This window comes from Rothia mucilaginosa ATCC 25296 (assembly GCF_000175615.1).
GTDB classification, from domain to species: Bacteria; Actinomycetota; Actinomycetes; order Actinomycetales; family Micrococcaceae; genus Rothia; species Rothia mucilaginosa.
On sequence record NZ_ACVO01000015.1, the window covers coordinates 312500 to 324982 of the forward strand.

Annotated in this window: 10 protein-coding genes; 8 read left to right on the forward strand and 2 right to left on the reverse strand. The window is 61.7% G+C overall.

The features are described from left to right. Window positions 1-111: 111 nt before the first annotated feature. Window positions 112-1212 (forward strand): tRNA (adenosine(37)-N6)-threonylcarbamoyltransferase complex transferase subunit TsaD, encoded by a 1101-nt coding sequence (gene tsaD / locus ROTMU0001_RS04840; protein WP_005508428.1) that lies wholly within the window; start codon window positions 112-114, stop codon window positions 1210-1212. 172 nt (window positions 1213-1384) lie between these two features. On the opposite strand, the gene ROTMU0001_RS04845 is transcribed toward tsaD, so the two are convergent. Then, window positions 1385-2533: a glutamate--cysteine ligase gene (locus tag ROTMU0001_RS04845; protein ID WP_005508429.1), complete on the reverse strand. Its 1149-nt coding sequence runs from the start codon at window positions 2531-2533 to the stop codon at window positions 1385-1387. Between the two features lie 297 nt (window positions 2534-2830). Then, window positions 2831-4318: a class I SAM-dependent methyltransferase gene (locus ROTMU0001_RS04850; protein ID WP_005508431.1), complete on the reverse strand. Its 1488-nt coding sequence runs from the start codon at window positions 4316-4318 to the stop codon at window positions 2831-2833. A 226-nt stretch (window positions 4319-4544) separates the two neighbouring features. Between ROTMU0001_RS04850 and groES the strand changes: the two genes are divergently transcribed. The 7 genes from groES to ROTMU0001_RS09025 all read left to right on the forward strand — a co-directional run bounded on the left by groES (window position 4545) and on the right by ROTMU0001_RS09025 (window position 12375). Next, window positions 4545-4832 (forward strand): co-chaperone GroES, encoded by a 288-nt coding sequence (groES, locus tag ROTMU0001_RS04855; protein ID WP_005505066.1) that lies wholly within the window; start codon window positions 4545-4547, stop codon window positions 4830-4832. A gap of 105 nt (window positions 4833-4937) precedes the next feature. Beyond that, a complete protein-coding gene (groL, locus tag ROTMU0001_RS04860; protein WP_005508432.1) occupies window positions 4938-6524 on the forward strand; it encodes a chaperonin GroEL in 1587 nt (528 codons plus the stop codon). Window positions 6525-6833: 309 nt separating this feature from the next. After that, window positions 6834-8351, forward strand: a complete 1518-nt coding sequence (gene guaB, locus ROTMU0001_RS04870) for an IMP dehydrogenase (protein WP_005505069.1) — start codon at window positions 6834-6836, stop codon at window positions 8349-8351. Window positions 8352-8496: 145 nt separating this feature from the next. Further along, entirely contained in the window at window positions 8497-9627 is a 1131-nt protein-coding gene (locus ROTMU0001_RS04875; RefSeq protein ID WP_005505070.1) for a GuaB3 family IMP dehydrogenase-related protein, read from the forward strand. A gap of 219 nt (window positions 9628-9846) precedes the next feature. Further along, window positions 9847-11439, forward strand: coding sequence for a glutamine-hydrolyzing GMP synthase (guaA, locus tag ROTMU0001_RS04880; RefSeq protein ID WP_005508433.1), 1593 nt, complete (start codon window positions 9847-9849; stop codon window positions 11437-11439). A gap of 238 nt (window positions 11440-11677) precedes the next feature. Further along, complete coding sequence (locus ROTMU0001_RS04885) at window positions 11678-11944, forward strand: type II toxin-antitoxin system Phd/YefM family antitoxin (protein WP_005505072.1); 267 nt, start codon at window positions 11678-11680, stop codon at window positions 11942-11944. An 8-nt stretch (window positions 11945-11952) separates the two neighbouring features. Then, on the forward strand, window positions 11953-12375 hold the full coding sequence (locus tag ROTMU0001_RS09025) for a type II toxin-antitoxin system VapC family toxin (protein WP_080548165.1): 423 nt from the start codon (window positions 11953-11955) through the stop codon (window positions 12373-12375). Window positions 12376-12483: the final 108 nt, after the last annotated feature.

Genomic DNA, 12483 nt, shown 5'->3' on the forward strand with positions numbered 1-12483 from the left:
CCGCCGCCCTCTACACTCGCCCTCTATGCCGCGGCATTCCTACGCAACAGCATCCTTACATCACTGCAACTAGAAGCACTACGCGCAGACAGCGCAACAGAAAGATAGACTATGAGCACTCGCGAACCCCTCGTTCTGGGCATCGAATCCTCCTGCGATGAGACCGGTATCGGCATTGTGCGCGGTGCACAGCTGCTCAGCAACACCATCTCCTCCTCCATGGAAGAGCACGTGCGCTTCGGCGGCGTGATCCCCGAAATCGCCTCCCGCGCTCACCTGGACGCCATGATCCCCGCCCTCAAGGCGGCACTCGCCGAAGCGGACATCACCCTCGATCAGGTGGACGCTATCGCCGTCACCGCTGGCCCCGGCCTGGCGGGCGCACTCATGGTGGGTGTCTCCGCGGCGAAGGCGCTCGCCATTGCCACCGGCAAGCCCCTCTACGGCATTAACCACCTGGTCGCCCACGTTGGCGTTGGTCTGCTGGAGGACAACGGCACCGAAGACGGCTCCGACCTGCTGGCGAATGCCGGTTCCGGTGGTCTGGGTGCGCTACTGGTCTCTGGTGGTCATACCGAAATCCTGCAGGTGCGAGATATTACCTCCGATGTGCGTCTGCTCGGCGCGACCCTTGACGATGCCGCAGGTGAGGCCTATGACAAGGTCGCCCGACTGCTCGGCCTGGACTACCCGGGCGGCCCCGCGATTGACCGCGCTGCCGCCGAGGGTAACCGCAATGCCTTCGTGTTCCCGCGCGGTCTGTCGAACCGCAAGTTCATGGGCACCGCCGAGGAGCCTGGCGCGCACCGCTACGATTTCTCCTTCTCCGGCCTGAAGACCGCCGTGGCGCGCGTGATTGAAAGCTTTGAAGCAGCCGGTGAAGAGGTTCCGGTTGCCGATATCGCCGCGTCCTTCCAGGAAGCGGTCGTGGACGTCATCACCAAGAAGGCGATGCTTGCCTGCCGCGAGCAGGGCATGAAGACCCTGCTACTCGGCGGTGGCGTGGCGGCTAACTCGCGCCTGCGTGAGCTGCTTGCCGCCCGATGCGCCTCCGAGGGGGTGCGCCTGATTATCCCGAAGTTCACCCTGTGCACCGATAACGGCGCGATGGTTGCGGCGCTGGGTGCCCGCCTGGTCGCTGCCGGTCGTGAGCCCTCGGGCGTGGACTTCACGACGGACTCCTCGCTGCCGGTGACCACGGTCTGTTTCTAAACGGGCTACCTCTGAAATAGCTACTTCCGCAGGGATTATTAGCGCGAGCCCGTTTATGCGGCTCGCCTCGAAAATGCTCATAGAAATGCCTCGGCACAGTCTCCCAAAGGACTGCGCCGAGGCATTTTCTGTATTCAAGATTTAGTTGAGGGTGTGGGCCGGGGGAAGGGCTCTAACGCAGCGCTCGCGCACGAGACTGCGCGGCAACATCCAGCGCCACCTCACGCAGAGAGCCGGTCTTCTCAAAGACCGCACGCTGACGATCAGCACCCGTACCCTCGGCGAGGATGCGGCGTACCTGTGCCAGCTCTACCTCGCAGTCAAGGTCGCGTGCCACCGGCTCCAGCTTGGGTAGAAGCAGTTCAAAATCTTCACGCAGGGTACGCTGCAGCGGCTCGTTAGAGACCACGATCTTAGCCTCCAGGCCGTAGCGGGCAACGCGCCACTTATTCTCTTGCGCGTGCCAGGGGGCGAGCACCTCAATGCTTTCACCCGCCTCAATCTGGCGGGAGAAGTACTCCACCAGGCACTGCGTGAACGCCACGATTGCCGCAACATCCGGCAGGGAGGCGAGGCCATCGCAATAGCGCATCTCTATGGTGCCGTAACGCGGAACCGGGCGAACATCCCAACGGTCCTCGCTCGGATCGTTAATCACGTCGGTCGCCACGAGCGACTCCAAGTACTCGCTGTACTGCTCCCAGGTGTCAAAGTGGAAGGGCAGACCGTTCGTGGGCAGCTGCTGGTAAAGCTGGGTGCGGTGCGAAGCGTAACCGGTATCGACTCCATCCCAGTAGGGGGAAGAGCACGAAAGCGCCAGCAGGTGCGGTCCGTAGTTGGTCAGCGCGTCAATAAGCGGCAGAACCTTATCGCGGGAGTCAACGCCCACGTGCACGTGCACACCGTAAATGACCATGTGGCGGCCCCAATACTGGGCGCGCTCAACCACGCGCTGGTAGCGTTCCTTCGCCACAACCGGCTGGTCAGCCCAGTGGGAGAAGGGGTGAGTGCCGGCGGGGTAGAAGTCAATGCCCAGCTCATCGGTGATGTCGCGCAGGGTATCCGTCAAATCCTGCAGCTGACGGCACGCCTCAGCGACGGTGCGGCAGATGCCGGTCACCACCTCGACGGTGTTCTCCAGGAATTCGCCGGTCACGTGCGCCCGGTTGGAGGCGGGCTCAAGCAGTTCGGGGCGGCGCTCGCGCAGGATGGATAGCACCTCGCTGGCGCGCTGGGTCAGTGCGCCGCTTTCACGGTCGATGAGCGCAATCTCCCATTCCACGCCGAGAGTGGACTGCGGGGAGGTAGCAAAGTCGATCATATTGCCTTTCCTGCGTCTGGAAATAGGGTCGTGCATGGTGCCGACTATGGAAGTTATTATCGGTGGGCTCTACCCTGCTGTGCGCTAGCCGGTGAGAGCCGGCTCCTTGGGGGAGTACCTCTACTAAGCACCGTATCTAGTGTACGGTCTTGCGGTTCCCAGTGCCCTGTCGAGTGCAGAATCCGGAACGATACCGTAATGAATCGTCATGAACGGTGACCCGTCCTCGGGTCTGGGCAGTCGGGGCTGAGCCGTCAGCGCTGGGTAGCTAGGGATGGGCGGCCGGGGCTGGCGAGGTTAGAGCGGGCGCACATGCCAGCCGACGCGGCGTGAATCCCTACCCGAACCGATGCGGGTAAAGACCAGCGTCGCCGGACGGTACGAGGACCCCTGCGTACCCTCCTGTGCACCCAAAGAAGAATTAGCGTTCTTTTTCTGTTTCTTCTTGGAAGGCTTAGAACCCGCAGAACCCAGCAGGCGCGCACGCAACTGCTCCGGAACAATATCCACGCCACGCTTCTTAATTGTCAGTGCCGTAAAGCCCTGCTCACGCACCCAACGCTTCAGCTGCTTCTCCTGCAGGGGAACCTCCTCCAGCACCTCGTAGCAGGCAACCAGCGGATGCTCCACCGGCTCGGCAGAACACAGGTACGCCAGGTGCTCATCCAGCAGATGCGCGCCAATACTCTGCGCAAACTCAGCGACCAGATGCGAGCGCACAATCGCCGGGGCAGGCTCCAACAGGTACTCACCCGGCTGCGGCAGGGACACCGGAACCTCAACGCTCTGCTGCGCCTCTTCCGCCGTCAGGGGACTGCGAAAGCTCACCGCCTCGTAAGACGGCAACAGAGCACTGGTTTCGGCGGTGCCTCCGGTGGATCCTTCGGCGGAACCTTCGGTGGGGGCAGCCTCTTCAGTGGACAGCTCGCGCACAGAGGTTTCATGCACCGAGGTCGCCGTGCGAGCCACCCCCTCCTGAGCCAGCGCGTTAAACCAGAGCACCAACTCGGCGAGGGAACCCTCCGACTGGATCCACTCCGCCTCAACACGCGGGTTGGGGTTTGCCTCCGACGCAATATCTTCGGGCGAGGGAATGCCCTCATGCGGAAAACCGGGACCCAACTTCACGCCCATCGGCACCCCAGTGCGTGCCAGATTCAGCACGAACGAGAACGGGGGAGAGAACGCCTCCGGATCAAAAAGACGCTCCGTCTGAGCCTTCTTCGCACCGCGCAACTCGCGGCGTGCCGGGTCCATCCACACAATGCCCACCGGCTCACCGGAAGCGTCCAGAAGCTCACCGTGCACATAATTGGTCACATCCCCCGAATACACGCGCGCCTGCGGGCAAAACTCTAGGTTCTTCGCCGCAAAAGAAGCGGTCAACGGGTCCAACTCCACCGCAACCACGGCACCGCGATCCGCCGCATACACAGCAGAATCCGAGGCGATACCGCAACCCAAATCAGCCACCGTGCCGGCAACCGGGCGCAGACGCTGAGCACGATAGTGCGCAATCACCGGGCGGGTCGCCTGCTCCGCCGCCTCCTGAGTGAGCATGAGCGTGCGGGCGCGCTCGCCGAACTTGGCGCGCGCACGGGTACGAGCCTGCGCCAGCGAAATAATCTGTGCAGACTCCTCGGGGCTAAAACCTCGTGAACGCAAAGAAGTAACGGCGCTGAGCGTATCCGAGCCCAGCGGGTAGAGCTCGTCGGTTGCCGCGAGCGCTTCGGTGCTGAACGGAAGCTTGGCGGCGGGAGTAAAAGGGGATGCGGGAATAGGCATGCTCCTCATTTTACGGGGTACCGGTTTTGAGAGGTGAGGAGCCCGATTTGCCCAGCTTTTTGCTCAGCGTTCGCCTTGCGGTGAAACACCCCGGCAGAGGGGCGCTTTTCTTGACCGAAAGCACAGGTGAAACTAGAGTTGAGGTAGCACTCGAGACAGTCATCGGGCGCGCCACTGCGCCGCTGTCTCGCATCAAACGTAAATCCACAACCCGGAGGAACCGATTATGGCTATCAAGCCCCTGGAAGACCGCGTCGTTATCAAGATCGAGCAGGCTGAGCAGACCACCGCATCCGGTCTGGTCATCCCCGAAACTGCGAAGGAAAAGCCGCAGGAAGCACGCGTTGTCGCCGTTGGCCCGGGCCGCGTGGATGAGAAGGGCAACCGCATTCCCGTAGACATCAAGGAAGGCGACGTTGTCGTGTTCTCCCGCTACGGTGGCACCGAGGTCAAGTACCAGGGCGAAGAGTACCTGATTCTCTCCGCACGCGACGTTCTGGCAATCGTCGACTAATACTTTCAGATGCTCATGCGCCGTACCGCTCATCCGGTACGGCGCATGAGCTATCATCTGCCCCTCAAATTTTCCATTCTGTGACGCACTAGGAGTAGCGAACACATGGCTAAGCAGCTTGAATTCAACGATGCCGCCCGCAAGTCCCTGCAGGCTGGCGTCGATAAGCTGGCAAACGCGGTCAAGGTAACCCTCGGCCCGCGCGGGCGCAACGTTGTGCTCGACAAGCAGTGGGGCGCACCCGTCATCACCAATGACGGCGTGTCCATTGCCCGTGAAATTGAACTGGACGACCCGTACGAAAACCTGGGCGCCCAGCTGGCGAAGGAAGTCGCCACCAAGACCAACGACGTAGCCGGTGACGGCACCACTACCGCAACCGTGCTCGCACAGGCACTGGTCAACGAGGGCCTGCGCAATGTCACCAGCGGCGCGGCACCCGCCGACGTCAAGCGCGGCATTGAGGCTGCTGTGGAGGCTGTCTCCGCACGCCTGCTCGAGAACGCACGCCCCGTGCAGGGCCCCGAGGTGGCGCACGTTGCCGCTATCTCCGCGCAGTCCGAGCAGATCGGTGAGCTGCTGGCTCGCGCCTTCGAGAAGGTCGGCCAGGACGGCGTCATCACCATCGAAGACGGCTCCTCCACCGAAATTGAGCTGGACATCACCGAAGGTATGCAGTTCGACAAGGGCTACCTCTCGCCCTCCTTCGTCACCGACGCTGAGCGCGGCGAAGCAGTGCTGGAGAACAGCCTCGTGCTGCTCTACCAGGGCAAGATCTCCACCATCGCAGAAATCATGCCCGTGCTCGAGAAGATCGTTCAGGCGAAGAAGCCGCTGACCATCATCGCAGAAGACGTTGACGGTGAGGCGCTCTCCGCACTGGTCGTGAACAAGCTGCGCGGCACCATCAACGTGGTCGCTCTGAAGGCTCCCGGTTTCGGTGACCGCCGTAAGGCAATCATGCAGGACCTGGCAATTCTGACCGGCGGCACCGTCGTGACCGGCGAGCTCGGCATCGACCTGCCGCAGGTCACCCTGGAGCACCTGGGCTCGGCACGCCGCGTGACCGTCACCAAGTCCCACACCACCATCGTGGATGGCGGCGGCGACCCCGAGGCCATCGAGGACCGCGTGCAGCAGCTGCGCCGCGAAATCGAGCGCGTGGACTCCGAATGGGATCGTGAGAAGCTCAAGGAGCGCCTGGCTAAGCTCGCTGGCGGCGTGGGCGTCATCAAGGTTGGTGCCGCAACCGAGGTTGAGGCGAAGGAACGCAAGCACCGCATCGAGGACGCTGTGTCCTCCACCCGTGCAGCCCTGGAAGAGGGCATCGTCTCCGGTGGCGGTTCCGCGCTGGTCCACGCTCTGAAGGCGCTGGACGGCCTGGAGCTGGATAACCACGACGCAAACGTGGGCGTGCAGATCGTTCGCCGCGCCCTGGTCCAGCCGCTGCGCTGGATTGCGGAGAACGCCGGCGAGGACGGCTACGTCATCGTCTCCAAGGTCTCCGAACTGCCCGTGGGCCACGGCTTCAACGCCAAGACCGGCGAGTACGTGGACCTCATCGAAGCCGGTGTGATTGACCCGGTGAAGGTGACCCGTTCGGCTCTGCAGAACGCATCCTCCATCGCGGCTCTGGTGCTGACCACCGAGACCCTGGTGGTTGAGAAGCCCGAAGAAACTGAAGAAGACTAAATAGTGTGTGTGCCCGGTGCCGCCCCCTCCACCATGGAGGCGGTACCGGGCACTCGCTGTCGGTAGGCTCGGATGCGCTCGCGTTCGAGGGGCGTTAGAACCTGCCGACAGCCTCCCGCTGAGGGGTGCTTACTATGAGTGCTTCTCAGCAAAGAAACCTTTAGCGGTTTACTATAGAAGGTAAGCTGTTCCCGTTTGCGCTCAAACCACCTTGCGGGGGTGCGAGCAGACGGGTCGTACCGCATCTTGACATACGCAACGTATAGGCTGAGCTTCTCACCGATGAAGCCAGCATCCGAAAGGTAGACAATGACCATTCCCACCGCTCTGTCCGAGGATCCCTTCGGCTTCACCGGCCTGACCTACGATGACGTGCTGCTGCTACCCGGCAACACCGACGTCATCCCCTCCGATGCGGACACCTCCACCCGCCTGTCCAAGCGCATCACCCTGAACACCCCCATCATTTCCGCCGCAATGGACACCGTGACCGACTCCGCTATGGCAATCGCTATGGCACGTCTGGGCGGTATGGGCGTTATTCACCGCAACCTTTCCATCGAGGACCAGGCTGCACACGTGGACCGCGTTAAGCGCTCCGAGTCCGGCATGATCATTAACCCCGTCACCATCGGTGCTGACGCAACCATCGCTGAATACGACGAGGTCTGCGGCTACTACAAGGTCTCCGGTCTGCCCGTCGTCAGCGAAGAGGGCGTGTTGGAAGGTATCATCACCAACCGCGATATCCGCTACATCTCCCGCTCCGACTACGAGGGTATTCGCGTCCGCGATATCATGACCCCCATGCCGCTGGTTACCGCGCACCCCAGCGTCACCAAGGACGAAGCATTCGCGCTGCTGTCCAACAACAAGATTGAGCGTCTGCCCCTGGTCGACGACGCAGGCAAGCTTGCCGGTCTGATTACCCTCAAGGACTTCGTCAAGACTGAGCAGTACCCCAACGCCACCAAGGACGAGGACGGCCGCCTGCGTGCCGGCGCCGCTATCGGCTTCTTCGGTGACGGCTACGAGCGCGCAATGACCCTGGTCGAGGCAGGCGTTGACGCACTGTTCGTGGACACCGCAAATGGCCACTCCCAGGGCGTGCTCGACATGATCGCCCGTCTGAAGAAGGACCCCGCCGCAGCACACGTGGACGTCATTGGTGGCCAGGCTGCAACCCGCTTGGGCGCACAGGCAATCATCGACGCCGGCGCTGACGGCGTGAAGGTCGGCGTTGGTCCCGGCTCCATCTGCACCACCCGCATCATCGCCGGTGTTGGCGTTCCCCAGGTGACCGCTATCAACGAGTCCGCTAAGGCAGCAATCCCGGCAGGCGTGCCGCTGATCGCTGACGGCGGTATGCAGCACTCCGGCGAGATCGGCAAGGCACTGGTTGCAGGCGCTGACTCCGTGATGCTCGGCTCCCTGCTGGCTGGTACCACCGAGTCCCCCGGTGAGCTGATCTTCATGAACGGTAAGCAGTACAAGGCATACCGCGGCATGGGTTCGCTGGGCGCAATGCAGACTCGCGGCCGCCACAAGTCCTTCTCCAAGGACCGCTACTTCCAGGCTGATGTCTCCAGCGAAGAGAAGCTGATCCCCGAGGGTATTGAGGGTCAGGTTCCCTTCCGCGGCCCGCTCTCCGCAGTGATTCACCAGCTCGAAGGCGGCCTGCGCCAGACCATGTTCTACGTCGGTTCCCGCACCATCGAGGAACTCAAGTACAAGGGGCAGTTCGTGCGCATCACCCCCGCAGGTCTGAAGGAATCGCACCCGCACGACATCATGATGACCGTTGAGGCACCGAACTACCGCCGCTAAAACGCATCACCAACGATGAATCGCCGCATGGTGTGCACACCATGCGCCGTTGAGCCCGCCCCATACCCGTTCAGGTATCGGGCGGGCATCGGCGCGAATAACGCCCAGCGGCACCCCTCAAACCGAATTCGAAAGGATTCACCCCATGTCTGAAATTCAGATCGGCCTCTCCAAGAACGCCCGCCCCACCTACTCCCTGGACGATGTGGCACTGGTTCCCACCCGCCGTACCCGCGACCGCCGAGACGTCGACACCTCCTGGCAGATTGACGCCTTTAAGTTCGACACCCCCATCATTGGTGCGCCCATGGACTCGGTCATGTCCCCGGCGACCGCCATTGCACTGGGTAAGCTGGGTGGCCTGGGCGTGCTGAACCTCGAGGGCCTGTGGACCCGCTACGAGGACCCGCAGCCGCTGCTCGACGAGATTGTTGAGCTGCCCGAGGCGGACCCCGCCTCCGCAACCACCCGCATGCAGCAGATCTACTCCGAGCCGATTAAGCCGGAGCTGATTACTGCACGCCTGGAAGAGATTCGTGACTCCGGCGTGGTTGTTGCAGGCTCGCTGAGCCCGCAGAATACCCAGGAGCACTACGAGACCGTGGTGAAGGCGGGCGTTGAGCTGTTCGTCATCCGCGGTGCGTCCGTCTCTGCTGAGCACATTTCCACCTCGCACGAGCCGCTGAACCTGAAGAAGTTCATCTACGAGCTCGACGTTCCGGTCATCGTTGGTGGCGTTGCTGGATACTCGCAGGCTAAGCACCTGATGCGTACCGGCGCAGCCGGCGTGCTGGTGGGCTTCGGCGGCGGTTCCGCACAGACCACCCGCCAGGGCCTGGGCATCTCCGCACCCATGGCAACCGCTATCGCCGACGTGGCAGCGGCACGTTCCGACTACCTGGATGAGTCCGGCGGCCGCTACGTACACGTGATCGCTGACGGCTCCCTGGGCCGCTCCGGCGATATGGTGAAGGCGCTCGCACTGGGCGCTGACGCTGTCATGCTGGGCGCTCCGCTGGCTCGCGCATCCGAGGCTCCCGGCCAGGGCTGGTACTGGGGCAACGAGGCGCACTCGCTGGACTTCCCGCGCGGCGTGCGCACCCCGCTGGGGGTTGTCGGCTCCCTAGAGGAGGTCCTGTACGGCCCTTCGCACCACGTGAACGGCACCAGCAACATTGTCGGTGCGCTCAAGCGCGCAATGGCTAACTGCGGTTACCTGGACCTGAAGAAGTTCCAGAAGGCTGACCTGACCGTGGTTCCCGCGTACCGCGGCTAATGTAGCTTCATGAATCACCGCTTGGCGGTTGGCAGGTTGTGGTCTGCCGGTCGCCGGGCGGTGCTTTCTATACGCACGCTCTACCCCCGTTAGAGCATGTAGCGGCACCCCAGAATAGGGGAGGGGCTACGCGCCGTCGGCGGCATACAGCAATAGCGTAAAATAGATATATCCCCGCGCAAGTGCGCGGATTAGTACCAACACGTTGAGGTAATTTTCGTGACCAACTCTGTGAACCTGGACCAGCTCGAAGAGCGTCCCGTCCTGGTGGTAGATTACGGTGCACAGTATGCGCAGCTCATCGCTCGTCGCGTGCGTGAAGCCGGCATCTACTCCGAAATCGTCCCCCACTCCATGAGCACCGAGAAGATGCTCGCCAAGAACCCGGCAGCCATCGTGCTCTCCGGTGGCCCCTCCTCGGTCTACGCCGATGGCGCACCCAAGGGCGACAAGGCCCTCTTCGAAGCTGGCGTGCCGATCTTCGGTATCTGCTACGGCTTCCAGGTGATGGCCCAGACCCTCGGCGGCACCGTCGCCCAGACCGGTCTGCGCGAATACGGCGCAACCGACGCTGTGGTCTGCGCTGAGAACTCCTCCTTCCTCACCGGCACCCCCACCACCCAGAACGTGTGGATGTCTCACGGTGACTCCGTGACCGAAGCCCCCGAAGGCTTCGAGGTGCTGGCAAAGACCCCCGGCGCATCCGTGGCAGCATTCGTGGACGAGTCCCGCAAGCTCGGCGGCGTGCAGTGGCACCCCGAGGTGAAGCACTCCGACTACGGCCAGGTCGCCCTGGAGAACTTCCTCTACAATGTGGCAGGCCTGAAGCCCACCTGGTCCACCAACAACATCATCGAAGAGCAGGTCGCAAAGATCCGCGAGCAGGTCGGTAGCGACCGCGTCATCTGCGCGCTCTCCGGCGGCGTTGACTCCTCCGTGGCAGCAGCGCTTGTGCACAAGGCTGTTGGCGACCAGCTCACCTGCTTCTTCATTGACCACGGTCTGCTCCGTGAGGGCGAGCGTGAACAGGTCGAGCAGGACTATGCAGCATCCATGGGCATTAAGGTCATCACCATCGACGAGTCGGAGCGTTTCCTCTCCGCTCTCGATGGCATCACCGAGCCCGAGGCGAAGCGTAAGGCTATCGGCCGTGAGTTCATCCGCTCCTTCGAAGAGGCACAGCGCAAGCTGATTGCTGAAGCTGGCGAAGAGGGCGCAGACATCAAGTTCCTGGTCCAGGGCACCCTGTACCCGGACGTTGTCGAGTCCGGCGGCGGCGACGGCACCGCAAACATTAAGAGCCACCACAACGTGGGCGGCCTTCCCGACGACCTGACCTTCGAACTGGTTGAGCCGCTGCGCACCCTGTTCAAGGACGAGGTCCGCGCTATCGGTCGTGAGCTCGGCGTTCCCGAGAAGATTGTGGCACGTCAGCCGTTCCCCGGCCCCGGCCTGGGCATCCGCATTGTCGGCGAGGTTAACCGCGAGAACCTGGAGACCCTGCGTGCCGCTGACGCTATCGTGCGTGAAGAGCTGACCGCAGCAGGTCAGGACGAGCACATCTGGCAGTGCCCCGTGGTTCTGCTGGCTGGCGTTCGTTCCGTGGGCGTTCAGGGTGACGGCCGTACTTACGGCCACCCGATTGTTCTGCGCCCGGTCTCTTCGGAAGACGCAATGACCGCTGACTGGTCGCGCCTGCCGTACGACCTGCTGGCTAAGATCTCGAACCGTATTACGAACGAGGTCAAGGACGTTAACCGAGTGGTGCTGGACGTTACCTCCAAGCCCCCGGGAACCATTGAGTGGGAGTAATCCCCGCGTGGGAGTAATCCCGCTTGGGGCTACCTAGCTTTGTAGCTGGGAGCCTGTGAAGGAGCCGCCCAGTGCATCCGAATGTGGATGCGCCGGGTGGCTTCTTTGTATCTTCCTAACGCGAAAATAGCGGGTTGAAAGATAGGGGGGGGTTGTCGTAGTACCAAGTGAAAAATATAATGTAGCTACGTAGTTACATTATTTATGTTTTCATGTCGTGAGCAACAAGGGGGAAATTATGACCGTTATGACGAGCCGCGAGTTCAACCAGAATCTCGCCAAGGCCCAGAAGCAGGCCCAGCAATCACCCGTTATTATCACTAAGCGTGGTGAACCTACGTATGTCCTCATGACCTACGAAGAGTATTCGCGTAGCCAGCAGGATGAGTCTTCTCTCTATGACTTCTTCGCTAACTACCCTCAACCTGCTGGGGATGTAGACCTACCTGAAGATTTTCCTGTGGCTGAACGTTCCACTCATCAGCGCCCCGTCGTAGAGTTCTAGGGGTAACGATGTATCTGCTTGATACTAATGTCATTTCTGAGCTGTGGAAATTCTCTCGAGGTAAAGCTGACCCTGTCTTTGAATCGTGGTTTCGTGTTTACTCCGATAGGCCGCTCTATATTAGCGTCGTGACCTTGATGGAGCTGGAGTGTGGAGTACTCGCCATGGAGCGTAAAGATCCGGCACAAGGAGCGTATCTGCGTGAATGGTGCTCGACAGTTCGAGAGAAATTTCAGAAACGAACTCTTGTTATTGACGGGGCTGTAGCTGATTATTGTGCAGGGCTTCATGTACCGGATAAAGCGCCGGAGAATGACGCCTGGATTGCTGCGACCGCGCTGGCACACGGCCTTACCCTTGTAACGCGCAATGTCAAAGATTTTGAGCGTCTGCATGTTCGACTCCTGAACCCCTTCGAACCTGCAATATAGCGGAGGCAAAGCCCGTGAAGGAGCCGCCCGGTGCATCCTGTTTGTGGATGCGCCGGGCGGCTTTTTATGCGGAGGTATAGAAAAAGCAGGCGGTACTTAAGCGTGGAT

Bases quoted from the DNA above. Each gene is read 5' to 3' on its own strand.
- tsaD (WP_005508428.1), top strand. From the start codon at position 112: ATGAGCACTCGCGAACCCCTCGTTCTGGGCATCGAATCCTCCTGCGAT.
- ROTMU0001_RS04845 (WP_005508429.1), bottom strand. From the start codon at position 2,533: ATGATCGACTTTGCTACCTCCCCGCAGTCCACTCTCGGCGTGGAATGG.
- ROTMU0001_RS04850 (WP_005508431.1), bottom strand. From the start codon at position 4,318: ATGCCTATTCCCGCATCCCCTTTTACTCCCGCCGCCAAGCTTCCGTTC.
- groES (WP_005505066.1), top strand. From the start codon at position 4,545: ATGGCTATCAAGCCCCTGGAAGACCGCGTCGTTATCAAGATCGAGCAG.
- groL (WP_005508432.1), top strand. From the start codon at position 4,938: ATGGCTAAGCAGCTTGAATTCAACGATGCCGCCCGCAAGTCCCTGCAG.
- guaB (WP_005505069.1), top strand. From the start codon at position 6,834: ATGACCATTCCCACCGCTCTGTCCGAGGATCCCTTCGGCTTCACCGGC.
- ROTMU0001_RS04875 (WP_005505070.1), top strand. From the start codon at position 8,497: ATGTCTGAAATTCAGATCGGCCTCTCCAAGAACGCCCGCCCCACCTAC.
- ROTMU0001_RS04885 (WP_005505072.1), top strand. From the start codon at position 11,678: ATGACCGTTATGACGAGCCGCGAGTTCAACCAGAATCTCGCCAAGGCC.
- ROTMU0001_RS09025 (WP_080548165.1), top strand. From the start codon at position 11,953: ATGTATCTGCTTGATACTAATGTCATTTCTGAGCTGTGGAAATTCTCT.